The sequence below is a fragment of the Nocardia sp. NPDC003963 genome, from assembly GCF_053605105.1.
The window spans coordinates 183,590-204,777 of sequence record NZ_JBSGIP010000003.1; the positions used below are offsets into that span (position 1 = coordinate 183,590).

The 21,188-nt window shown below is 67.5% G+C and carries 26 protein-coding genes and 1 pseudogene; 15 read left to right on the top strand and 12 right to left on the bottom strand.

Annotated features, from left to right (window positions below; all coding sequences use genetic code 11):
• Nucleotides 1-45: 45 nt before the first annotated feature.
• The gene (locus ACWEWT_RS11495) at nucleotides 46-2,583 is read left to right on the top strand and encodes a helix-turn-helix transcriptional regulator (RefSeq protein WP_452558252.1); all 2,538 of its coding nucleotides are present in this window, start codon (nucleotides 46-48) and stop codon (nucleotides 2,581-2,583) included.
• 381 nt (nucleotides 2,584-2,964) lie between these two features.
• Here the strand turns inward: ACWEWT_RS11495 and ACWEWT_RS11500 are convergent.
• A pseudogene (locus ACWEWT_RS11500) lies at nucleotides 2,965-3,243 on the bottom strand (SDR family oxidoreductase); the annotation flags it as partial.
• A gap of 664 nt (nucleotides 3,244-3,907) precedes the next feature.
• Between ACWEWT_RS11500 and ACWEWT_RS11505 the strand changes: the two are divergent.
• Nucleotides 3,908-5,428 carry an FAD-dependent monooxygenase gene (locus tag ACWEWT_RS11505; RefSeq protein ID WP_452558253.1) on the top strand — a complete coding sequence of 507 codons (1,521 nt, stop codon included), beginning with the start codon at nucleotides 3,908-3,910 and terminating at the stop codon, nucleotides 5,426-5,428.
• The gene (locus ACWEWT_RS11510) at nucleotides 5,425-5,976 is read left to right on the top strand and encodes a TetR/AcrR family transcriptional regulator (protein ID WP_452558254.1); all 552 of its coding nucleotides are present in this window, start codon (nucleotides 5,425-5,427) and stop codon (nucleotides 5,974-5,976) included. Before ACWEWT_RS11505 ends, ACWEWT_RS11510 begins: the two co-directional genes overlap by 4 nt.
• Before the next feature lies 1 nt (nucleotide 5,977).
• Here the strand turns inward: ACWEWT_RS11510 and ACWEWT_RS11515 are convergent, their stop codons facing one another.
• Complete coding sequence (locus tag ACWEWT_RS11515) at nucleotides 5,978-6,199, bottom strand: hypothetical protein (protein ID WP_452558255.1); 222 nt, start codon at nucleotides 6,197-6,199, stop codon at nucleotides 5,978-5,980.
• 356 nt (nucleotides 6,200-6,555) lie between these two features.
• On the opposite strand from ACWEWT_RS11515, the gene ACWEWT_RS11520 reads away from it, so the two are divergent.
• The 9 genes from ACWEWT_RS11520 (at nucleotide 6,556) to amaP (ending at nucleotide 10,724) form a co-directional block, all read left to right on the top strand.
• Nucleotides 6,556-7,122: an RNA polymerase sigma factor gene (locus tag ACWEWT_RS11520; RefSeq protein ID WP_452558256.1), complete on the top strand. Its 567-nt coding sequence runs from the start codon at nucleotides 6,556-6,558 to the stop codon at nucleotides 7,120-7,122.
• Complete coding sequence (locus ACWEWT_RS11525) at nucleotides 7,113-7,703, top strand: Asp23/Gls24 family envelope stress response protein (protein WP_452558257.1); 591 nt, start codon at nucleotides 7,113-7,115, stop codon at nucleotides 7,701-7,703. Before ACWEWT_RS11520 ends, ACWEWT_RS11525 begins: the two co-directional genes overlap by 10 nt.
• The gene (locus ACWEWT_RS11530) at nucleotides 7,700-8,068 is read left to right on the top strand and encodes an Asp23/Gls24 family envelope stress response protein (RefSeq protein WP_452558258.1); all 369 of its coding nucleotides are present in this window, start codon (nucleotides 7,700-7,702) and stop codon (nucleotides 8,066-8,068) included. Before ACWEWT_RS11525 ends, ACWEWT_RS11530 begins: the two co-directional genes overlap by 4 nt.
• A complete protein-coding gene (locus ACWEWT_RS11535) occupies nucleotides 8,065-8,400 on the top strand; it encodes a hypothetical protein (protein ID WP_452558259.1) in 336 nt (111 codons plus the stop codon). The genes ACWEWT_RS11530 and ACWEWT_RS11535 overlap by 4 nt, the downstream gene beginning before the upstream one ends.
• Before the next feature lie 87 nt (nucleotides 8,401-8,487).
• The gene (locus tag ACWEWT_RS11540) at nucleotides 8,488-8,973 is read left to right on the top strand and encodes an Asp23/Gls24 family envelope stress response protein (protein ID WP_452558260.1); all 486 of its coding nucleotides are present in this window, start codon (nucleotides 8,488-8,490) and stop codon (nucleotides 8,971-8,973) included.
• A 32-nt stretch (nucleotides 8,974-9,005) separates the two neighbouring features.
• Nucleotides 9,006-9,197, top strand: a complete 192-nt coding sequence (locus ACWEWT_RS11545) for a hypothetical protein (protein ID WP_452558261.1) — start codon at nucleotides 9,006-9,008, stop codon at nucleotides 9,195-9,197.
• Entirely contained in the window at nucleotides 9,194-9,514 is a 321-nt protein-coding gene (locus ACWEWT_RS11550) for an Asp23/Gls24 family envelope stress response protein (protein WP_452558262.1), read from the top strand. Before ACWEWT_RS11545 ends, ACWEWT_RS11550 begins: the two co-directional genes overlap by 4 nt.
• Nucleotides 9,511-10,146, top strand: a complete 636-nt coding sequence (locus tag ACWEWT_RS11555) for a DUF6286 domain-containing protein (RefSeq protein WP_452558263.1) — start codon at nucleotides 9,511-9,513, stop codon at nucleotides 10,144-10,146. Before ACWEWT_RS11550 ends, ACWEWT_RS11555 begins: the two co-directional genes overlap by 4 nt.
• Nucleotides 10,147-10,148: 2 nt before the next feature.
• The gene (gene amaP / locus ACWEWT_RS11560; RefSeq protein WP_452558264.1) at nucleotides 10,149-10,724 is read left to right on the top strand and encodes an alkaline shock response membrane anchor protein AmaP; all 576 of its coding nucleotides are present in this window, start codon (nucleotides 10,149-10,151) and stop codon (nucleotides 10,722-10,724) included.
• Nucleotides 10,725-10,869: 145 nt separating this feature from the next.
• Here amaP and ACWEWT_RS11565 read toward each other — a convergent pair whose 3' ends face one another.
• From ACWEWT_RS11565 to ACWEWT_RS11605, 9 genes are all read right to left on the bottom strand, one after another.
• Nucleotides 10,870-12,087 (bottom strand): GDSL-type esterase/lipase family protein, encoded by a 1,218-nt coding sequence (locus ACWEWT_RS11565; RefSeq protein ID WP_452558265.1) that lies wholly within the window; start codon nucleotides 12,085-12,087, stop codon nucleotides 10,870-10,872.
• 177 nt (nucleotides 12,088-12,264) lie between these two features.
• A complete protein-coding gene (locus tag ACWEWT_RS11570) occupies nucleotides 12,265-12,723 on the bottom strand; it encodes a hypothetical protein (protein WP_452558266.1) in 459 nt (152 codons plus the stop codon).
• Between the two features lie 283 nt (nucleotides 12,724-13,006).
• Nucleotides 13,007-14,002 carry a pirin family protein gene (locus ACWEWT_RS11575; RefSeq protein WP_452558267.1) on the bottom strand — a complete coding sequence of 332 codons (996 nt, stop codon included), beginning with the start codon at nucleotides 14,000-14,002 and terminating at the stop codon, nucleotides 13,007-13,009.
• Nucleotides 13,999-14,472, bottom strand: coding sequence for a carboxymuconolactone decarboxylase family protein (locus ACWEWT_RS11580; RefSeq protein ID WP_452558268.1), 474 nt, complete (start codon nucleotides 14,470-14,472; stop codon nucleotides 13,999-14,001). The genes ACWEWT_RS11575 and ACWEWT_RS11580 overlap by 4 nt, the downstream gene beginning before the upstream one ends.
• A gap of 55 nt (nucleotides 14,473-14,527) precedes the next feature.
• A complete protein-coding gene (locus tag ACWEWT_RS11585; RefSeq protein WP_452558269.1) occupies nucleotides 14,528-14,701 on the bottom strand; it encodes a hypothetical protein in 174 nt (57 codons plus the stop codon).
• Nucleotides 14,698-14,823, bottom strand: coding sequence for a hypothetical protein (locus ACWEWT_RS11590; protein ID WP_452558270.1), 126 nt, complete (start codon nucleotides 14,821-14,823; stop codon nucleotides 14,698-14,700). Before ACWEWT_RS11590 ends, ACWEWT_RS11585 begins: the two co-directional genes overlap by 4 nt.
• Nucleotides 14,824-14,886: 63 nt before the next feature.
• Nucleotides 14,887-15,276, bottom strand: a complete 390-nt coding sequence (locus ACWEWT_RS11595; protein WP_452558271.1) for a GNAT family N-acetyltransferase — start codon at nucleotides 15,274-15,276, stop codon at nucleotides 14,887-14,889.
• Entirely contained in the window at nucleotides 15,273-16,346 is a 1,074-nt protein-coding gene (locus tag ACWEWT_RS11600) for an LLM class flavin-dependent oxidoreductase (RefSeq protein ID WP_452558272.1), read from the bottom strand. The genes ACWEWT_RS11595 and ACWEWT_RS11600 overlap by 4 nt, the downstream gene beginning before the upstream one ends.
• Before the next feature lie 64 nt (nucleotides 16,347-16,410).
• Nucleotides 16,411-16,848 carry an isochorismatase family protein gene (locus ACWEWT_RS11605; RefSeq protein WP_452558273.1) on the bottom strand — a complete coding sequence of 146 codons (438 nt, stop codon included), beginning with the start codon at nucleotides 16,846-16,848 and terminating at the stop codon, nucleotides 16,411-16,413.
• A gap of 217 nt (nucleotides 16,849-17,065) precedes the next feature.
• Here ACWEWT_RS11605 and ACWEWT_RS11610 point away from each other — a divergent pair, with 217 nt between their 5' ends.
• Nucleotides 17,066-18,001 carry a LysR family transcriptional regulator gene (locus ACWEWT_RS11610; RefSeq protein WP_452558274.1) on the top strand — a complete coding sequence of 312 codons (936 nt, stop codon included), beginning with the start codon at nucleotides 17,066-17,068 and terminating at the stop codon, nucleotides 17,999-18,001.
• 115 nt (nucleotides 18,002-18,116) lie between these two features.
• Here ACWEWT_RS11610 and ACWEWT_RS11615 read toward each other — a convergent pair whose 3' ends face one another.
• On the bottom strand, nucleotides 18,117-18,896 hold the full coding sequence (locus ACWEWT_RS11615; protein WP_452558275.1) for an IclR family transcriptional regulator: 780 nt from the start codon (nucleotides 18,894-18,896) through the stop codon (nucleotides 18,117-18,119).
• Between the two features lie 536 nt (nucleotides 18,897-19,432).
• On the opposite strand from ACWEWT_RS11615, the gene ACWEWT_RS11620 reads away from it, so the two are divergent.
• Nucleotides 19,433-20,350 (top strand): hypothetical protein, encoded by a 918-nt coding sequence (locus tag ACWEWT_RS11620; RefSeq protein ID WP_452558276.1) that lies wholly within the window; start codon nucleotides 19,433-19,435, stop codon nucleotides 20,348-20,350.
• The gene (locus ACWEWT_RS11625) at nucleotides 20,343-21,167 is read left to right on the top strand and encodes an MBL fold metallo-hydrolase (RefSeq protein WP_452558277.1); all 825 of its coding nucleotides are present in this window, start codon (nucleotides 20,343-20,345) and stop codon (nucleotides 21,165-21,167) included. Before ACWEWT_RS11620 ends, ACWEWT_RS11625 begins: the two co-directional genes overlap by 8 nt.
• The last annotated feature ends 21 nt before the right edge of the window (nucleotides 21,168-21,188 follow it).

A 21,188-nucleotide genomic window follows, 5' to 3' on the forward strand; every position in this document is an offset into this window, starting at 1 on the left:
CTAGGCTGCCTGCGTGTGTCGGCAGGACGAACTTCTGTCAGTGGAATGCCACCCGCGGCGGCCAGCGATTTCGTGGGCCGCGACCGGGAGCTGGAAAAAATCGCGATGGCGCTGCTGGGCAGTACCCGCCTGGTGACCTTGATCGGTGCGGGCGGCATCGGAAAAACCCGATTGGCCACCGAGGCCGTGCGGCGTTTCCAACGGGCGCGGCACGTCCCGGTGCACTGGGTACGGCTGGCCGTACTGCCGCGGGGCGCGGCGGCGACAGCGGTGGAGGAACAGGTCGCGGCCTCGGTCATCGAGGTCGATTTCTCCGGGAGGTCGGCCTGGGACGCGGTAGTGGACACACTGCGCCGCCGGGACGCGGCCGGGCGGGATGTGCAGACGATCCTGGTGATGGACAACTGCGAACACGTGCTCGACGGTGCGGGCGCGGTGCTGACCGGCCTGCTCGACGCGGCGCCCGGGCTCACCGTGCTGGCCACCAGCCGCGAGGCGATCGGGTGGGTGGACGAACAGTTGGTGCCGGTGCCCGCGCTGTCGCAGGAGCAGGCGCTGGCCATGTTCCGCGCCCGCGCGGATCTGGTCGGGCATACCCTCGCCGAATCGGAAGGTGAGCTGGCCGCCGCGATCTGCCGCCGGGTGCACAATCATCCGCTCTATATCCGGCTCGCGGCCGGACGACTGTCGCGTCAGCCGCTGCCGATGATCCTGCGCGATCTCAGCGGTGCGGACAGCGACCGGCGATTGCAGTGGCAGAACGGGCCCAGAGTCGGGGCGGATGTCCGGCACCGGGGTATCCGCGATGTCGTCGCCTGGTCCTACGATCTCTGCCGGCCCGAGGAACAGCTGCTGTTCGACCGCCTGTCGGTGTTCGCGGCCGGGTACGACGTCGGCAACGACAGCCCCGGCGCGGCCGGACAGGATATCGGCGCGGAACTGGAAGCCATCGAAGCGATCTGCGCCGACGACGATCCCGGCGCCGTGGACGGATTGGCCCGGGCCGATATCGCGGGCCTGCTGGAGCGTTTGGTGGATCAGTCTCTTGTGTCGATCCACCTGACCGAGACCACGGTGCGGTATTCGATGGTCGAAACGATTCGACTCTTCGCCCAGCAACGCCTACGGGACCACGGTGCGGACGCCGACCGGCTGGCCGGCCGGCACCGCCGCTACTACCGCGACAAGGTGGCCGCGGCCCGCAACGGCTGGTTCGGACCCGATGAGCAGGCTCTGCTCGATTGGGCGCGAGTGGCCTGGGACAACCTGCTGTCGGCGATGGAGAGCAGTATCGCCACGCCGGGCGAGGCGGCGGTCGGCCTCGAAATCGCCGCCGGGCTGATCGCCCTGCGCATCCCGTTCTTCACCGGCTCGTTGCGGGAACCACGCCGGTGGGCCGAGCGCGCACTCGCGGCAACCCGGGACCTCGATCCCGAGCCGGTGCCGTTGCAGGTCGTGGCGATGTCCCTGATCGCCTGGATCAGCATGTGCCAGGGGTTGCACATCGAGGCCGAACGGATGCTCGACGAATGCGTGGCCCGCTGCGTGCCCGATGCCGCGGACCGGTTGCGGTGGCGCGAGGACCCCGACGTGGACCTCGGTCTGCCCCCCTCGGTCGACTTCGCCAGAGGTGCCGAGCTGATGCTGATCGGCCGCGACACCCAGGCGATCACCGTCCTGGCCCGGGCCCGGGCACGTTTCGACGCCGCGGGCGACGCGGGCGGTGCCGCGATGAGCGAACTGTTCGAAGCGCTGGCGGCCGCGTTCTTCGGTGCACCCGAACAAGCGTTGGAAACCTCCCGCGCCCACCTCCGCAATGCCGAACGTTCCGGTGCCCGGTGGGCGATCTGCTGGGCGCGGATGGCCTGGGTGATCGCGTCGAGTAAACACGGCGACGCCGACGAGGCGCTCGCCGTGGGACGCGAGACGTTATCGGATCAGCTCGCGATGCGCGACCGGTGGGGCGCGGTGTGGGCTGTCCATATCCAGGCATGGACCCTGGCCCGCCTGATCGGCGCCCCCGGCGACCAGCCCGCCGCGGCTGTGGCGGCCCGGGCGCGCGATATCGCCCGCCTGATCGGCGGCGCCGCCACGCTCCGCGAAGGGCTCGGGGTGGATATCGCCCACCTGGGCCCGTTCGCCACCGAAACCGAATTCGCCGCGAATACCGCCCGGAGAATACTGAACGACAACGCTTTCGCGGAGGCCGAGCGGGAGGGTGCGCTGCTGCGGCCCGAACTCGGTGAAGTCGCGCAGCTGGCACTGGGAAACCTGTCCATGGACAGACTGCCGGTCGAACATCCGATCCGGCGCACCCGCCCCTCGCCGTGGCAGCAACTGTCGGCGGCCGAGCAGGAGGTCGCCGTACTCGCCGCGGCGGGCTGGACCAACACCGCCATTGCCGCCCGGCGCGGCAGCTCCTCCAAAACCGTCGACGCTCAGATGGCCTCTGTACTACATAAATTGATGATCGACTCCCGATCGGCCATCGGCTCCCTCGTACCCGCCGACCGGCAAGCCCAGGTACGTGACGAAGCGGCGCGCCGGCCACAGCGCGGCCGCCCGAACCCGCGTCTGCGCTGACCCCGCGATGAAGCCGGAGGCCGACACCCGCAGATCGAATTCGGCACCACGGATCGCCACAGTGGAGGAAATCTCCTGCGCGACAGGGCGCCCCCGGCGCCGACTGCGTCGGGGGCGCGGCGGGCGCGCACGGCGCGGATACGAATCCCGCCCGGCGGCGTCGAGCCCGAAGCAGATCTGCGCATCCAGGAGGGTTTGCCCGTAGGTGTCACTTACCCCTGCACCGACGCCGTTCGTGGCCGCCCGCCGTCGACTGCACGGTCGCGCTATGCGCCGTATCCGCCATCTATTCGCAGCACTGCGCCGGTGACATAGGAGGCCGGCGAGGAAGACTACGCCCGCGGCGATCTCCTCCGGCCTGCCGTACCGCACCATCGCCGTTGTCGGAAGGAATACCGGTGCCGCCGCACTGTCGGCGGGATTCATCTCGGTGTCGACGAACCCGGACTGGACGATGTTGACCGTGATACCTCGGTGGGCCAGATCGCGGGCGGCGCCCCGGCTGTAGCCCTCGAGCGCCGACTTGGTACCCGCATAGTCGGTCATCCCGGGAAAACCCACGCGTGTTGCCACGCCCGAGCTGATACTCACGATCCGCCCGCCGTCGGGTAGGAGTGGGAACGCCGCCCGGATCGCGGCCACCACGCTGGTGTAGTTCACAGCGAGCTGGCGGTCGAGCGCGGACTCGTCGGCGGACTCACTGTCGATCGGGGCAGCGACGGTGATGCCCCATTGTTGACCAGGATGTCCAGCTTTCCGAACTGCTCAACCACCCGGTGGATCAGGCCCGCCGCCTGCGTCGCATCAGCCTGGTCGGCCCGGCTGGACACGGCCACACTCACAGCCACGGCACGATCACTCGCGGCTCAACTCCTACCCGACCGACCCGGCGACTGGACCGACCCGCAGCCGACCCCACTCGGCGACATCCCCGTCGGGACCGGACCGCCGTCGGCAACTCCGCCGATATCCAGCATGCCGTCCACCCCGTAACCTTCGAGATCTTCTGCAACCGCCGGCCCACCCGATGTGCCGCAGAAGAAATCAGTAGCGTCGGCGCTGTCGCCGACTCCGCGGAGCTGTCGTCGACCACCGGATTTGCGAAAGTCCCGAGCTACAACGATGTTCGGCCGACCCCACGCCGGGATCCACGACCCCTCATCCGAAAGCTCTTCCTGCCGAGGCTTTTCGCGCCACCGAAACTCGATCGGGTATCGCCCGCAGCGCCCTGATGAGTTCCGGACCGCGAATACGATCAGGCATGTACCATTTGGTACATGCCGAAACGTATTGCCCCCAGGGGCCGAGTCCGGGGAAGTGTGCGATGAGCGTTCTCGTTGTGGGTGCCGGTCCGACGGGCATGGTGACAGCACTGGTTCTGGCCGCCAACGGTGTGCCGTGCCGCGTGCTGGAACGACAGACTCACCCCAGCGGCGGCTCCAGAGCTCTCGGGCTGCAGGCCCGGTCGATGGAACTGCTCGCCGAACTGGGGCTTGCCGAAGAGCTGGAGCGCGTGGCATACCCCCTCAGCGGGGCCTCCATCATGCGTGGTGGCACCGAATTCTCCCGTTTGACCTGGGTACCCCCGCGGAGTCGGTATCCCTATACGTATGTCCTTCCGCAGCCAGGGCTGGAGGACATACTGCGCAGCCGGTTGCGTGCAGTCGGGGTGGACATCGAGTACGGCGCGGAAGTACGTGCGGTTGTCCGCGACGATGAGCGTATCGGCGTCGAACTCACCGATGGGCGTGGCCTCGATGCCCGGTGGCTGGTCGGCGCCGACGGCGCGCGCAGCAGTATCCGCAGGTCTCTCGGGATCCCGTTCGCCGGTGGCGCGACCGGTGAAACCTACTATCTCGCCGATATCGTTCTGGAGTCGACGGTGCCGTTCCAGGACAGTGCCATGTGGCTCGGTCCCGCGGGCCCGTTGATGCTGATGCGCCTACCCGGCGGAGCGGGACTCTGGCGGATCTTCGCGGATATGACCGATCGAGCGCGGCGCACCGAGTTGCCCGAGCCGGACCTCCTGGAGTTGCAACGGCTCCTCGACGAACGCGGCGCGAGCGGTATGCGGATCGCGCAGCTCCAGTGGACGTCGATATTTCGTACCCGCGTATGCCTGGCCGATGAGTATCGACGCGGCAGAGCGTTCCTGGCGGGCGACGCCGCCCATATTTTCCCTCCGTTCGGCGGCCAGGGCATGAATCTCGGGATTCAGGATGCGGTCAACCTGGCGTGGCGGCTGGCGCGGGCGGAATCGGGCGCACCGCCCGAGCTGCTCGACGACTACGAAACCGAGCGCCGGCCGGTTGCCGCGTCGACCATCCGCGATGTCGAAAGCCGACGGCGCATGTATGCGCTCCGTCATCCGCTCGCCCGATCGGTGCGCGACGGCGTTCTCCGGCTCGGGACCCGCATCCCCGGGGCCGCCCGCCGAGCCAGTCTGCAGAACTCGCAACTCGCGATCGGCTACGGCGGCGGGCCACGGTGGCCGCTGTCGCGCCGCCCGGGGATCGGTGACCGGGCGCCCGACGCAACCCTCGCCGAGGGAACTGTGCACGACCGCCTGGGCGTCGATCACTTCACACTGTTGCACTTCCGCTCCGGACACCGGGTGGACGCGTCGAACGAATCCCTCGATATGATCGGCTCGACCGCGCGGATGACCGTGGTTCCGATCGATGACGAAACGGACCCGACCGGCGAGGCGCGCGACCGATACTCGATACGCAGGGGAGAGTTCGTTCTGATCCGTCCCGACGGTTACCTGGCCTATCGCGGACGCGAAGCCGCTGAAGTCCGCCACACCCTCGCGCTGTCCACCGATGGCGACCCAGCGGTATGAACAACCCGCGTGAAGCCCTCCTCGAACGCGCGGTCGAGTGGTTCACCGAGCACGGTGTGGGCGACACGAGTTTGCGCACTATAGCCGATGGCATCGATACCAGTCATCGAATGTTGCACTATCACTTCGGTTCTCGTGAGGGACTTCTCACCGCCGTTGTCACGGCGACATGGGGTCAGCAATATCGCGCTCTGGCGGAACTCCTCGAATCACCCATCGACCCCTACACCGCGGCCTACGAGCTCTGGGACCGGATGGCCGATCAAGCGGCGCGGCTGGGGCCGCTGTTCTTCGAAGTAGCGGCGGCCGCGATGCAGGGCAAGTCATGGGCCGCGCCCCTCGGGCAATGGGTCATGGAATGGAAGACCGTTCTGGAAACGCTCTTCATCCGGGTCGGCCGCAGCCGGGACCGAGCGACGTTACTGGCCCGGATGACACTCGCGATGGCACGTGGCCTGCTCTTCGAGCTCGCGATCACCAAGGGAGAAGGCCGGGCCGCGGCGGATACGGCGATCCACACCTTCCTCGAGTCGACCCGCAGCGAGTGAGTCAGCCCGGAAAACGGAGTATTCGCAGTGTGAGAGCCAGCCCGAGCGCGATGACGGCGGTGGCGAGCACGGCAGCGACGATCGAGCCGGTGAGTACGGCGGTTCCTACGGCGCCGACGAGGCAGGCAATGGCCGCGAGCACAGCGGTGCCCCACTCCATGCCCGCGACCCGTACCGGCCGCGGGCGCGCATTTCGATCCCGGGAGGTGATACGGAGAGCCATGTCGGAAACCTTCCGTGTCCGTTCCGCACCCGTTTCGGTGCTTGGACATAACGACCCGGTCGCGCGCGAAACGGCACGCCCGTTTCGTAGTGAGCGTCGTCACGTGTAGCAGACCGCAGTGGCGACGCCGGTCACGGCGACAGCATCCCCTCACCGCCGGCGAAGACAGGGACTCCGGTCTGCAACGGACAGTTGCGCACGGATCCCGGCGGGCCGGTACGCCTATGACGCGCCCGAATGGGTAAGTCATGAACGATCGCAGTCGTTGTGACCCTGATCATGCGATATTCGTGCGTGACGATCGCCGGGCTGCGGTGTCCTTCGTATGTGCGGCTGTTCTGGGAGGAGGTGGTGGTGTGACCGCGCTCGGACCCGCGCCGATCGCGAGGCTGGACGACGGGACTCTCGTCGGCCGCGCCCGAGACGGCGATGTGCATGCCTACGAGCAACTGGTGGTGCGCTATCAGGGGCAGATGTTCGGGCTGGCCACGAGGATGCTGGCCGATCGAGGCGAGGCCGAGGATGTCGTCCAGGAGGTGTTCCTCCGCGCCTGGCGAGGATTACCGCAGCTCCACGAAGACGCGGCCTTCGTGGGCTGGCTGTATCGGACGACGACGAACCGCTGTCTCAATGTCATCCGCGCCCGCCGCCCACAGGTCGACGTGGATCTCGAGACCGCGGAGTCGCCGCGCACCGAGATCCAGCCCGAACACGCGGTACAGATCAGCACCCAGCTCGAAGCGCTCAACAACGCGTTGCAGACGCTGACTGCCGAACAACGCGCCTGCTGGCTGTTACGGGAGGTGCACGGATTGTCGTATGAACAGATCGGCGACATCGTCGGCGCGAACGTCACCGCCGTCCGCGGTCGTATCGCGCGGGCGCGCGCCCAACTGTCCGAGGTGATGAGGCCATGGCGGTGAACAACTCGACCGAACAGGACTACCGGCTTCCGTGCGGTCGCGAATTGGAACAGGTGTGGGAACGCCTGGACGCGGTCGAGGACGGACACGCCGACGCCCACGAAGCGATATGCCCCCACTGCCGCACGGCACGCGAAAGCCTGCTCGCGCTGCGAACGGCAACACAGGAGCTGATCGCCGCACCCGAACCGACCCCGCCCGATCTCACCGGCCGCATCATGTCCGCCGTCCGCGCCGAGATTCGGCGCGGACGCACCCTGGACCTTCCGACACCACATCCCGGCACGGTGGAGATCAGCGAACAGGCTGTCGCCGCGGTCCTGCGGTACGCGGCGGATTCGGTATCCGGCGTACGAGCCCGGAGATGCCGGATCCAGGAGGCGGAAAGCGAGTCGGGTGGGCGGCTGGTCGATGTGGAGATGAGTATCGCCATCCGCGCCGACGGACCGCCCGTCGGTGAGTTGCTGCCATTGGTGCGGGCCCGAATCGCCGCGGCGCTGCCCGACCGCATCGGAGTCGGCCTGCGCCGACTCGACGTACATATCGCCGACCTCTATTCCGATCCCGGAGACGACCGATGACCGCTGAGCACACCACGGTGGTGGAGGCGCCGGTGATCGCCGCGGTCGCGGCCCACGCGGCGGCACGGACACCCGGTGTGGTGCGACTGGAGCCCGGGGTCCGAGGTCTGCTGAACAGTTTCGTCCGCGCGGGCCGGCAACGGTGGTCGGATACGGACCCGGCACCGGCCGACGGGGTACGCATCCGGCGGACGCCGACCGGGCTGGTCGTCACCGCCGACATCACGATCACCGCCGACGGACCGGCGATCGCGATCGGGCACGCCGTCCAACGACAGATCGCCCAGGCCGTGCTCGAGCATACGGGCCAGCAGGTGGATCGGGTATGCGTGAACATCATCGATATCACGGGACGACAGCCGTGACCGCCGACACCGAGTTGAGCGACAAGATCATCGACGCTGTGGCGGCCACTCCGGAGCTGCGCCCGGCCGCACCGATCATCTGCGAGCACGCCGGCTGGTGGCCCCTCGACCCGCGCAGATACGCGGTCGGATTGTCCGCGACCGTAGTCGAAGTCCGGGTGGTCGCCACCGGCTTGCCGTTGGCTCCGCTCCTGGACAGCCTCGCCGCCGCCATCCGCCCGCTGTTGCCGGGCACACGATGGGAATCGGCCGAATTGCGCTTGGTGGTCACCGAACTCGATGCCACCGCCCTCACCATCGGAGGTGACCCAGATCACTCTATCGGAGCGTGAGGTTTCCGACCCGCAAGTGTCCAACACAAACAGGGATAACCGGATCCGCGTGCGCCACAGTGGGTCTGCTACACGACAGGAGCAACGATGACCACTCCGACCAGCGAAAAGAACTCCACCGCAACGCCCGAGACGGCGAAGACACCCGAGATACGCGAACCTGTCCGCAAGAATGCCCTGGTTACCGAACAGGGCAGCACCACCATCGCCGATATCGTGGTGCAGAAAGTCGCCGGCCTGGCTGCGCGCGAGGTCAACGGTGTCCACGAACTCGGCGGCGGCACCGCGCGGGCATTCGGCGCGCTGCGCGATCGGATTCCCGGCGCATCCGCCAGTATCGGGCAGGGGGTTTCGGTCGAGGTCGGCGAAACCCAGGCTGCGGTCGATCTGCAGATCGTCGTCGAATACGGCGTCGCCATCGCCGAAGTAGCACGCGTGGTACGCCGTAACGTGATCTCCGCGATCGAGCAGATGACCGGGCTCGAGGTCGTCGAGGTCAATATCAATGTCAACGATGTCTATGTTCCCGGTGACGACGACGAGGCCGACGTTCCCAGCGGCCGGGTCCAGTAGCCGGCCCGGCAGCCGCGGAGAGGAGTCGAGTCGTGAATGCCACTTCGATATGCCTTGTTGTCGGTCTCGCGCTCGGATTCGCCGCCGCCTTCGGCGGATTCGGGGCCTTCGCGATCGTGCTCGTATTCGCCGCGGCCGGTCTGCTGGTGGGCCGGTGGCTCGACGGTGCGATCGACCTCGACACCCTGGGACGCAATATCAGGCGTGACAGGGAGCGGCGGTGACCGCGACGGCCGCCGAGCTCCCCGGCGAAACCACCGTCAGCGAACGGGCGATCGGGCGTATCGCCGCCGAAGCCGCACGCGAGGTCAGCGGGGTCGGTGAGCACCCCCGGGTGAACGCGACGGTCTCCGGTGACCGCACCGCACTCGAGGTCCGGTTGCCCGTGCGCTACCCCGAACCGGTCGGACGAGTCACCCGGGACTGCCGGGACCACCTGATCCGGCGCACCGAGGAACTCACCGGCCTCGGGGTGGCGCGCGTCGATATCGTCGTCAGCGAGATGACCAGATCGGCCCCGGCGACCGGGAGGGTGCGGTGATCCGCCGGCCGCGGCGGGTCGTTCCCGCGACACTGATCGCGGGAACGCTGCTGGCCGTCTGCATCGCGGTGATCGTCTCGCTGGTCCAGCGGCTGACCGGCACTCGCGAATACCTCTCCTACGATGACATCGCCGGCTACCTGCACGGGCTCACCTGGGACGACCCGCTGGTCGCCGCGGTGGCCGTGGCCGCGATTGCGCTCGGCGCGGGGATGCTGCTGGCCGCGGTGATCCCGGGTCGGGCGCTGGTGCTGCCGCTGAACGCCGCCGCCGACGACGGTATCGAGGCCGGAGTCGCCCGCCGGGACCTGCGGTCGATACTGCGCGTCGCCGCGGTTTCGGTCACCGGGGTGCGTTCGGCGCACGTGCAGATCCGCCGCGCCAGGGTGACCGTCGTCGCACGCACCGACCTCCACGACCGCGAAGGTCTGGCCGAGGAGATCTGCGATGTGGTCGGTACGCGAATACAGCAGATAGGACGCCCCGTGAAGAAGGTGGGTGTCAGGCTGCGCGGACCAGAACCCGAGGCACAGCAGCGCGGGAGAGATCGACAGTCCGGCGAGACCGTGCGCACCTCCACCGCTACGGGGCCACCCACAACCGGCGTACCGTCACCGCGAACAGGAGCATGACGATGGCTCGGTCCAACCACCCTGCAGTCACCAACAGGACCGTGCTCGCCCTGCTCGGCGTGGTCCTGGCCACCGGTGGCGGCCTCGCGCTGGCCGCCCATTTCGACGGGTTGAACTGGGTGGACACCGACGCCCGACTGGTGCCGGGAACCGCCGCCCCACCGACCTGGGTATTCGTGGCGGTCATCGCCGCCGCGACCGTGCTCGCCCTGCTGTGCCTGCGCTGGCTGTTCGCCCAGGCCTTCCGGATGCCGGCCTCCCGGATGTGGCGTATCGAAACCGCCGGTGCAGCCGGCCACACGACGCTGGCCTCGCGAACCGCCGCAGACCCGGTGGCCGCCGATATCGCGGAATTCCCCGGTGTCAGATCGGCTTCCGCTCGGCTGACCGGCCACCGCGAAACCCCTGAGCTGTATCTGATCGTGACCACCGAACCCGACGCGGATACGGCGGCTGTGCGGCGCCGCATCGCCGACGATGCCGTAACCGCTCTCCGTCACGCCCTCGAGCTCGACGAGATCACGGTCGTACTCGAACTGCGCGTCGCCGATGCCGACCGGCCGGCCCGACTGCGCTGACTCTCGCACCACGGAGCCCCCGGACGGTCGCCGAGCTCCTGTGCTGCTCCGATCCGGTCCACGATCGGTAGCCGCTCACCGCTGCCGGCCGGGGGACGGAGCACCATGCGCTGGGCACTCGCGGTCGACGCGCTCGCGATCACCTTCACCGGCCCCACACCCGAACCTGTCGAGAGCGATCGCCGGAAATGCCGCCGTCGAAGTGGTCCCGGAAGACCAGCCGGGCGAAGCGTGTACCGATCAGCTCGTGTGTCGCGGCGTCGGGGTGCAGATTATCGGGCAGGGGATGTTCGGCGCTGTCGTCGGCTCCGTAGAGATCGCGGCCGTCGAGGTAATGCAGGTGGGGGTCGTGGGCTTTTCGATCCTCGATGATGTCGGCGAGCCGGTCCCGGACCACCGACAGGGTAAGGCTGCCGTGCGCGACATCCGCCGGATCGCCTGTCGCGACGAACCGGACTTTCCCCGCACGCAAGGCCGCCGTATCGAACGCGCCCGGGCCCGGAGTGTTTTCGTGAATCGGACAGTAGATCGGACCGATGACGACCAGCGGTGCATCGGGGTGTCCGTCACGGATGGTGTCCAGGAATCCGTGGACCGCGGGACCGAAGGCGCGCAACCGCATGACGTCGGCATTGACGAGATTGATGCCGATGCCGACACTGACGAGGTCGGCCGCCGTATCGCGCATCGTGCGCGCGGTGAACGGGTCGAGCATCGCGCTACCGGCCAGCCCGAGGTTCATCAGCTCGACACCGCCGAGCCCGGCGGCCAGCGCGGGCCAGGTGGTACTCGGACTCGCGGCATTGGACCCCTGGCTGATCGAGCTGCCGTGATGCAACCAGACCCGGCGTTCTCCCGCCGGGACGGGCACGAGTGTTTCGTCGGTTCGCAACGCGACGATTTCGATGCGCTCATAGTGCGGCAACCAGATCTCGACCAGCTTTTCTCGCGCGGGCAATCCGGCGAAACGTACGGTGCCGACGCGACCGCGCTGCAACCCGGTCGCCCCCGACACCAGATCGGTCGACACCACGTCACCGCCGCTGGTCCGCGCGCCGGCGACCAGCTCCCCGTCCACCCGCAGATCCACTGTGCCGTCCGGGCGATCCGGTACCCCGACGATGCGGCTGCGGGTCCGCAGCAGGTCGACCTCGACAACAGTCGAGCAAGTCCGGAAGACGAGCCGCACTCCCGCTGGCTGCGCCTCCGCGGCCGCCAGCTGCGGATCGTCGCACTGTGCTCGGGCCGCTGCGGGCAGTCGGTGCGAAAGCCACCCGCGCTCGGTCCGCTCCAGCTCGGCCACACCGCGAACGAGCTCGGCACCGATGGGGCGGTTCCGCAGCACACCCACTGAATTCGGCATTGTCGTCGTCGACCTCCTGTCGAACCCATGCAAGCAGGTGTCTGCCGAGAGCAGCGCATCGGGTGCCGACTCGAAGGTAACCGGCCGAACAACGCGAATCATCGGCGAGTGAGACGTGCGTCGGTCGCGGACTGCGCGACCAGATCCGCGCAGCGGCGCTGGTGGCGGAAAGAACGCCTACTGGAAGGCCACGGCAGCAGCAGCCTGCTGAGCGAGATCCTTGCGCTCGGCGAGGATCTGTCGGAGTTCGGCGGGGTCCACGCCGTCCTCGGCCCACGTCGCCGCCAGGACCGAGAGCCGATCGGTGAGATCCCGCAGGTCGGCCCGCGCTTCGTCGAGCGGCACATCGTTCACGTACTGGACGATCGCGCTCAGCACATAGTGAGAGGCGAGGAGCTTGTACTCGGCCCCCGCGGTCGGACCGAAGTCGGGTCCGTCCAGCCACGACGGCTTCCGGACCCACGGAGCGAAACCGAGCATATCCAGGGCGGTTCCGTACTGGAACCCGACCAGCTGGCCGGTACCACGATTCGGGACCGGTGAGTCGACCTCGGCCGCCTCGGTCTCGTAGTCGTCGAGCATTTCCCCGAGAACCGAGAAGTTGCTCGACCAAGCGCTCAGATCGGTACAGGACACGGTGACGCCTACCTCCTCCAGTCGTGGTGAGGCATAGGGCGCCTGCTGGCCTTCCCTTGCACGCCGGGCTCCGGTGCGGCCTCGGCTGATTGATCTCCGCCGGCTCCCGTCTCGTTACCGAAGTTTCGGACCCGCCGCGAACGTCGGCTTCGGTACAGAAGCCTGCACGCTCGTGGCCCAACGGGAAACACGGCTCCGGCGGGCAACCGGCTTCACGGGTACGACCGTTGCGACACCGCCGGCGTACCGGCCCGCTCACCGAGCGAACGGGCTCCCGCGCGTGTTACTCGCGCGGGAGGAGCCTGGTGTTCGGTAGCGGCGGAGCCGGCAGTGGCGGTAGTACACCGGGTGGGAACTCGCCGAACAGGGCAGGTTTGCCGGCATCCCCGGGATCGGCAGACTCGAAACCGAGCTCGGCCTGGTAGCGACGCCGGTACTCGACGATCTCGTCGTGATCGCGGCCGATGAAGTTCCACCACATCACGATCCGCTCCCGCAACGGGACGCCGCCCAGCAGGACGACGCGGGCTCCGGCGCCGGTCGCGGTGATCACCAACGTCTCGGATCCGGGAGGTATGTAGGCGAGGGATCGCTGGGCGACGGCAGCCGAGTTCACCGTCACCTCGGCGCTCTCGGCGAGGACGGCGTGCTCGAAATCGGCCCGTACGGTGAGCCGTGCCGAGGCGCCGGGATCGAGGATCAGTTCGGCGCCGAGCAGATCGGGTGTTCGCGTGCCGACCGGGGAGACCGATCCCAGGAGTGCTCCGATGAACACGCGCGCGGTGACGCCGGGCAGTGTCACCGGCTCGGGTACGTAGTGCGCGAATGCGTTCTCGCTGAATCGCGTCTCGTCCGGCAGCGCGTACCAGAGCTGCACGCCGTGCAGGGTGCTCGTCCCGGGATCGCTGATCTCCTGATGGGTGATGCCCCGGCCCGCGATCATCAGGTTGAGCTCTCCCGGTACGACCGAGGCCGCGTTGCCGCCCGAGTCGAGATGCTCGACACGTCCGGTGAACAGCCACGAGACCGTCGCGAGACCGGTGTGCGGATGCCGCGGCATCCGCATGCCACCGGTCCGCGAGACGTCGTCGGGACCGTAGTGGTCCAGGAAGCACCACGCCCCCACCAGTGACCGCTGCCGCTGCGGGAGGGTCCGGTACACGGTCATCTCCCGCACGCCGCCGAGGGGGACGAGGCGCGGTTCGAGGACCTCGATCGCAGTGCACGGCTGCCCGTGATCCAGGATTTCCAGATCAGGGCGTCGGTCGAGGTTGGTCATCGGATGATCTTCCCTTCGGTATCGCGCGGACGCACCGTATGCCGGCTGAGGATCGAGATCCGGTTGAACGCGTTGATCGTGACTGCCACCCATTCGGCGGCGACGAATGCCTCCTCACCGAGCACCGACCGGGCGCCTGCGAGATCGGCGTCCGACTCTTCGGTGGTGGGAAGTAGTGTGGCGGCCTCGGCGACCGCGAGCACCGCTCGTTGCCGGTCATCGAACAATCCGCTCTCCCGCCATGCCGGCAGCAGGTCCAGCTGCTGCTGCGCTATCCCGGCCCGTCTCGCCTCGCGCGAGTGCAGATCCACGCAGAACGCGCACGCGTTGATCTGCGACGCACGGAGTTTGATGAACTCGGCCTCCTGGATCGAGAGTCCGCGCTGTGCTGCCGCCTCGCGGATCGCCGACGCGAACGCTTCCGCGGCCTTCCATGCCTCGGGCACGACTTTGTCCAAGGACGGACGCATGGTGTCTCCATTTCCGCGGTGACAGCACACGTCCGCCTTCCGCTCTCCGGTACATCTATCCTGGCGCGACTTGCGTCGGATCCGTGAACACGGGGGTTTCGGTGGTGTGCTCGGCATTCTCGTCGAGCGGTGTCCACGACTCGTACGTGACCCGTTCCAGAGGCAAGGGTTCACCCATGGCGGCGATCGTCTGCGCGGGCCGATCGCCGCCGAGGAGGAAGTCGATCACCGGACGGTCCCCTCCGCGGTGCCGTAGGGGAAGACGCCGTGGACGCTCTCGTCGCCGACTGCGATCAGGCTCGTGTTCGGCAGCCCGGCGCCGGCCGCCCGGCCCTGTTCGAACGGTGTCATCGAGTCGAGTTCACTCTGCTCGGAGATCGATCGGATCGTGACCTCGGTATCGCCGGCACTGTCTCATGCCCCGCTCCGAGAAGCGCGCGTGACCAGGGCGATATCGGCACGGGTCGGCCGCCGGAACACACCGCCGGCCGCGACGAATTCATCGCCGTGCGTGCTCAGATGGCGAGCGAAGAGCGGGCATACCGGCACGACGGTGAGCTTCTTGCGAACGCTGTCGGCGAGCGCCTCGCGTACCAGCACCCCGGCCAGACCTCGTCCGCCGAACTCCTGATCTACCTCGGTGTGGAAGAAGATCCGCTCGGCGTCGTCTCCGGAGTCGACGAAGTCGGCCCGGCCGGCCGGTGATCCGTAGGCGAGGCTCACGATGTAGGAACTGATCGGATCGGCGATATCGAGTTCGACGGTCACGGAGGCCCCGGTGTTATCGATCGATCCCCAGGTCATCGTGTCGTCCCAGCAGTGGCAGTGGGCTGTTCGGCCAGAATCTGGCGGACCCGGGGGATGACCCGGGTGCCGTACAACTCGACCGAACGTAGCCGGGCGCTCGCGGAAACGGTGCCGGCGGCCGAGTAGATCATGTCGAACCGGCCGACATCCAGCGCCCGGATCGCCTCGGCGATCTTGGTCGCGACCGTGTCCACCGAACCGACATACAGCGACCCGTGGTCCACCTCGGCGTCGAACTCTTCCCGGCGCAGCGGCGGCCAGCCGCGCAACGCACCGATACGGTCGCGGATCTCCCGGTATCCGGGGTAGAAGAGCTCTCTGGCTTCGTCGTCGGTCGCGGCGACGAAACCGGGCGAGTGCATCCCGACCGGTCGCGCGGTCGTACCGAATTCCTGGCTCGCCCGCCGGTACAGGTCCACATAGGGGGCGAAGCGACCGGGGGCACCGCCGATGACAGCGAGCATGAGCCGGAAGCCGTAGCGGGCGGTGCGCAGCACCGACTCGGGTGTTCCACCGACCCCGACCCAGGTATCGAGACGTCCCGATTCGGTCTTCGGGAACACATCCGCATCGCGTAGGGCGGCACGGGTGGTGCCCTCCCAGGTCACCGGCGTCTCGTCCAGAAGCCGGTGGAACAGATCGATCTTCTCCTCGAACAGCACCTCGTAATCCTTCAGGTCGTACCCGAACAGCGGGAACGACTCGGTGAACGACCCCCGTCCGAGGATCACCTCCGCCCGGCCGCCGGAGAGCGCGTCCACAGTGGCGAACCGCTGGAAGACCCGCACCGGATCGTCCGAGGACAGCACCGTCACGCCCGACGCGAGCCGGATGCGCTTCGTGGCGGTCGCGATGCCGGCCAGTACCGTTTCCGGGCTGGAGATCGCGTACTCCGGTCGGTGGTGCTCCCCGAGCGCGATCACATCGATGCCGGCCTCATCGGCCAGGACCGCTTCGGTCACCGCGGCGCGGATCGCCTGCGCGTGCGAGACGATCTCACCCCGGTCGTCGCGCGGCCGGTCGCCGAAACTGTCGATACCGAACTCGATCTGCGAAACATCCATCATGTAACTCCCTCAGCGAAACAATCGTGAGCCGGGCGTACACCGGCCCCGGCTCGGCAGCCGGGCGCTACCGCGCAGCGGCATCGGGGGTGGGTGTCGCGTCGTACCCTTGGTCCAACGCCTGGATAGCGGGCATGGCGACGCAGATCTCCGTCCACAGCCCGGCGATGATCAGCTTCTTGCGCCCCGTCTCCGCCACGACGTCGACGACGCGACGGTCCTGCCAGGTGTTGATGAAGGTGCGGTTGATCGGCTTCTGCTCCGGGAAGACGTCCTGGATACCCTCGATGAGGTTACCGCCGCGTTCTTCGATAACGGTGGTCAGCACCGTCGGGACGTCGAACACCTTGGCCAGCTCGGCCAGACCGACGACGTTGTTGACGATCATGGTCGGTTCATGGCTGTGGAGATTCGCGAACTGGTAGGGCTGATGGTCGATGAGCACCAGAACGCTCTCCTCGGGGGTGAGCAGTGCTTCGAGTCCGACCTTCGCGGTGCGCGTCACGCTGTTCCTTCTGTGTGATGGTTGAACATTCGACGGTGACAGGTCGGAGTCGGTCTCCTTGCCTTGCAGACGGGCGACGGCGGCCGGTCACGCGAACAGAGACCGGCTCCGACCGGGTCGACGGGGTGGGCCGGAGCATCTCCCGCGGCCCGGAAACGACCGTACGGCCGCCGCCCGGCGGACGTCCAAGACCTATCCGGACGCCCATCGGTAGGATTTGTCTATCGATATCAGCCCGCGCCTGCTCCGCTATTTCATGGCCGTAGCCGAAGAACTCCACTTCGGTCGCGCGGCCACACGTCTCTACATCGCCCAGCCGTCCCTGAGTCATCAGATCCGCAAACTCGAGGAGACCCTCGGAACCCCACTGTTCGCGCGTTCGAGCCGCCAGGTGCAGCTCACCGCCGCCGGCCGGACGCTGGTCCGCGAGGCGCCGCAAGCACTGGCGGCCCTGGAGCGAGCCGTGCAACGCACCCGCCTGGCCGGAGCGGGGATCGCGACGACCATTCGGCTGGGCTACACCCCGGTCACCGGCTTCGACACACTCACAACACTTCTGGACACGCTCCGGGAAGACCACCCCGATCTCGTGGTCGACCCGCGCGAGTTCTTCAGCGCCGAGATCCCCGAACGGCTCCGGGCCGGCGACCTGGATATCGGTCTCGCGCTCTCACCACCGCCCGTCGACGGGGTAGCCGGCGAGATCCTCCGCGAAGAACCGGTCGCCGCGCTCCTCAGCACTCGCCACCGCCTCGCCGACAGAGCGAGGATCCCGGTGACCGCCCTCCGCGACGAGACGCTGCTGCTGTTCCCGCGCCACCTCGCGCCGGTCTACTACGACGGCATCGTCGCCGCCTTCCGCGCAGCGGGCTTCGCACCCGAGATCTGCGCATTCGACGAGCCTCCGGTGTACGCCATGCTCGCCCGCCTCGCCGGCGGACGCGAGATCGGCTTGGCTCCTTCCTCGTTCGCCGAACACATCGCGACGACCGGCGCCGGTATCGTTGTTCGCGATGTCGTCGATCCGCCGATCCTGGCGGAACTCTCGATGCTGTGGCCCGCGAACGATCCCTCGCCCGCCATTGCCAATGTCCTCGTCACCGCCCGGCGATGCGCTGAACACAACAAATGGCTACGCGACCCCGTCACGTAGTGCGTGCGCAGCTGCCGCCGCTATGCGGCCGATCAGTATCCGGCCGATATGAGACCCCGCCTCGATGCGGGCGGAGCACCGCATACCGGCGAGTGGATTCCCGGCGCCGCGGCGGTCAGTATCCATCGGCGAGACGACCCGAGATCTCCTCCGCGGCGCCGATGATCAGCCGGGTGAGTTCCGCCCGGCGTTGCTCGGTCAACCTGGACACCGGCGCCGCCGTACCGACTGCGGCGATCGGCCTGCCCGCGCGGCGGATCAGCGCGGCGGTTCCCCAGATACCCTGATCGATCTCCTCACTGGACTGACTGAAACCGGCCTCGCGCACCGCCCGCAGCGCCTCGTCGGAGATCAGCCGTCCGTGCGTGGCCGCGAGTAGTGGCCGGGTCCGGTCGAGGTACTCGCCCCGCTCGGGTCCGGGCATGGTGGCCAGCAGCAGTCGGGGGATGGAGCCGGAATGCAGCGCCATCGGCTGCCCTCGGTCGAACTGCAACGAGACCGGCCGGGTGGATTCGACCCGATCGACGCAGAAGGCGAAGTCGCCTCGGCGCCGGGCGATGAGGACGGTCTCGTCGACAGTGTCACGCAGCCGGGTGATGATCGGCCGGGCGACTTCGACCAGAGTGTTTCGCGCTTCGTCGTGCGCCTCGGCCAGCGCCAGGACCTTGTCGGTGAGCCGGTAGCCGCCACTCGGACAGGTCTCCAGAAAGCCCGTCTCACGCAGGATTCCGAGATAGCGGTAGGCGGTCGATTGCTTGTACCCGAGGTGATCCGCGAGCTCGGTGGCGGTCCAGACCGAGTTCGCTGCGGTGAAGGCGCCCAAGGTGGCCAGCACGCGGCGTCCGCTCTCCGCCCCCGCCACCTGACCGGACTCCCGAGGTCGAACCATACTCATCCCCTCAATGCTCGATTTTCACTATGTGAGAATAGTACATGGAAGTTCGATTGCGCGACAGCTGAATTCCGCACCGATTACCAGCCCCTCACTTCACGGAAGTGAAGAGGCCGCAGCGCCGATCAATCAACCGCCCCGCGGCACCGAACAGCGCGGATGAATTGCTTCTACCAGTCAATATATGGAATCTGCCAGGAAATTTGAGAACCCCGGAAGCGCATCGCGGCGACCAGACCGGCGCCGCAACCTCCACGAAACACGTGATTAACACCTCATCGACTTCTTGACGACCCCCCGCACTTCGCATAATCTCATTCCCACATTGCAGGTTCTTATCTCTCACAATATGAGAGAAAGGATTCGGGCTGGGCCGGCGGTCCGCAGCACCGGGCAGGCTCCGATCGGAGCACCCGGCGGGTAAGTACCGCTCCCACAACAGCTCCGCCCCTGGGATGCGACAGGGCCCGGTATTCCCGCGCCCCGGTTCTCGGCTGCGACTTCGGGTGTCCCGGATGCCGCACAAGAAAGGACGACCCATGCCTACTCGTTCCACGACGGTGGCTGCTCCGGCGGTCGAGCTCGTACCGGACAAGCTCTACCGGCTGGGCGGTGTAGTGCCGATCGACGGCCGGCTGAGCTGGCGCCGCCCCGAGGTCACGGGATTCGAACCGATCAGCGCCTACCTACTGCTCGCGGAGAACAACGCACTCCTCGTGGGCACCGGGGTCAAACTGCATCGCGCGCTGATCATCGACCAGATCCGCGAACTCCTCGGTGAGCGCGCACTACACCTCTACGCCGACCGCAACGAGGCCGACGAGATCGGCAACCTGGCCGCACTCGTCAGCGAATTCGGCGTCGGGCACATCTGGTTCGCCGGGGCCGGCCATCTGCTCAAATGGTTCGAACACGACGACTTCGGCGGATCCGCACCGGGTGCCGACCAGGTGACCATGCATTTCATGATGCCGTCCGACAACCCGGGCCGGACGCTGATCCGGGAGTTGAACCGCCCCAGCGAAGTGGCCTTCGATCCGGGCCACCAGTTGACACTCATGAACACGCGGCTGACGGTGCTCGGGTTCGCGTGGCTCTACGATCGCGGGACCAGGACATTGTTCTGCAGTGACTTCTTCTCCGAAGGCAAACTCGATACCGCGGACAGCTCCCCCGTGATGTCCGCCGACGAGCGAGTGACTCTCGACCAGGTACGCGATCACATCCACACCCGGTTCGAATGGATGGCCGACGCGGATACCGGGCCGCTGATCGAGGACCTGCACAAGTTCTTCGACGGCGTCGAGATCGACCGTCTCGCTCCCTGTCACGGCACAGTCATCGAGGGCGCGGATCAGGTCCGTCGTCATCTGCGAATGGCACTCGATGTGCTCGCCTCCCCCTCCGCACCCGCCGCAGCCCCGACTTCGACGCAGGAGAGCACCCACCATGCCTGATCTCGACGACCTGCTCGATGTTTTCGGCACCTACTTCGTCCACGAGCGGTTCCCACGGCCGATCGCCGACGGCGTGCAATGGATCGGCGGCTGTTCCGCATTGTTCATGGACGAGGAACGCCAGGACCTCGTGCACTCGGCCCTGAACACTTACCTGATCACCGGGTCCGACAAGACCCTGCTGGTCGACACCGGGCACCCGGGGTTGTGGAACACCTACCGCCCCGCGCTCGAAAAGGCGCTCGGCGGACGCCCGCTCGACTACGTGATGCCGACCCACCCGGAGATCCCGCACGGCGGTTCGTTGTCCATGCTCCACGACGCGTATCCCGACCTGAAGGTGGTCGGTGACGTCCGGGACTACTTCCTCTACCACCCGGCGGTACCGGATTCGGCGTATCAGGCGATGGCACCGGGGACGAAGCTCGAGCTCGGGGGCCGTGAGTTCGAGTTCGTCGACTCGGTGTTCCGCGATCTGCCGAACACGATATGGGGATTCGACCACGGCTCCCGGGTGCTGTTCCCCGCCGACGGGTTCGCCTTCTTCCACTGGCACCGGGAGGACACCTGCGGCTTCACCGCCGAGGAGTCCGGTATCGAGCCGACCGCCGAAATGTATTCGGTGATGACCGAGATCGTCAGCGGCATCGGACATCTCGACGTCGAATCGCGGATCCAGCGGTTCACGCAGCTGATCGAAGAGTTCCAGCCGTCGATGCTGGCGCCCGCCCACGGCACGGTCGTCGCCGATATCCCGGTGGCGTTGAACTACCTGACCGCGCTGCGCGACGACAGCCGCGCCGGAACCTCGAAGTGATCGGCCCCCTTTTCTCCGCTG

What these genes read in the sequence shown, in the direction of transcription:
- ACWEWT_RS11495 (WP_452558252.1), top strand. Translation starts at nt 46, where the DNA reads ATGCCACCCGCGGCGGCCAGCGATTTCGTGGGCCGCGACCGGGAGCTG.
- ACWEWT_RS11505 (WP_452558253.1), top strand. Translation starts at nt 3,908, where the DNA reads ATGAGCGTTCTCGTTGTGGGTGCCGGTCCGACGGGCATGGTGACAGCA.
- ACWEWT_RS11510 (WP_452558254.1), top strand. Translation starts at nt 5,425, where the DNA reads ATGAACAACCCGCGTGAAGCCCTCCTCGAACGCGCGGTCGAGTGGTTC.
- ACWEWT_RS11515 (WP_452558255.1), bottom strand. Translation starts at nt 6,199, where the DNA reads ATGGCTCTCCGTATCACCTCCCGGGATCGAAATGCGCGCCCGCGGCCG.
- ACWEWT_RS11525 (WP_452558257.1), top strand. Translation starts at nt 7,113, where the DNA reads ATGGCGGTGAACAACTCGACCGAACAGGACTACCGGCTTCCGTGCGGT.
- ACWEWT_RS11530 (WP_452558258.1), top strand. Translation starts at nt 7,700, where the DNA reads ATGACCGCTGAGCACACCACGGTGGTGGAGGCGCCGGTGATCGCCGCG.
- ACWEWT_RS11540 (WP_452558260.1), top strand. Translation starts at nt 8,488, where the DNA reads ATGACCACTCCGACCAGCGAAAAGAACTCCACCGCAACGCCCGAGACG.
- amaP (WP_452558264.1), top strand. Translation starts at nt 10,149, where the DNA reads ATGGCTCGGTCCAACCACCCTGCAGTCACCAACAGGACCGTGCTCGCC.
- ACWEWT_RS11565 (WP_452558265.1), bottom strand. Translation starts at nt 12,087, where the DNA reads ATGCCGAATTCAGTGGGTGTGCTGCGGAACCGCCCCATCGGTGCCGAG.
- ACWEWT_RS11575 (WP_452558267.1), bottom strand. Translation starts at nt 14,002, where the DNA reads ATGACCAACCTCGACCGACGCCCTGATCTGGAAATCCTGGATCACGGG.
- ACWEWT_RS11580 (WP_452558268.1), bottom strand. Translation starts at nt 14,472, where the DNA reads ATGCGTCCGTCCTTGGACAAAGTCGTGCCCGAGGCATGGAAGGCCGCG.
- ACWEWT_RS11590 (WP_452558270.1), bottom strand. Translation starts at nt 14,823, where the DNA reads ATGACACCGTTCGAACAGGGCCGGGCGGCCGGCGCCGGGCTGCCGAAC.
- ACWEWT_RS11595 (WP_452558271.1), bottom strand. Translation starts at nt 15,276, where the DNA reads ATGACCTGGGGATCGATCGATAACACCGGGGCCTCCGTGACCGTCGAA.
- ACWEWT_RS11600 (WP_452558272.1), bottom strand. Translation starts at nt 16,346, where the DNA reads ATGATGGATGTTTCGCAGATCGAGTTCGGTATCGACAGTTTCGGCGAC.
- ACWEWT_RS11615 (WP_452558275.1), bottom strand. Translation starts at nt 18,896, where the DNA reads ATGAGTATGGTTCGACCTCGGGAGTCCGGTCAGGTGGCGGGGGCGGAG.
- ACWEWT_RS11620 (WP_452558276.1), top strand. Translation starts at nt 19,433, where the DNA reads ATGCCTACTCGTTCCACGACGGTGGCTGCTCCGGCGGTCGAGCTCGTA.
- ACWEWT_RS11625 (WP_452558277.1), top strand. Translation starts at nt 20,343, where the DNA reads ATGCCTGATCTCGACGACCTGCTCGATGTTTTCGGCACCTACTTCGTC.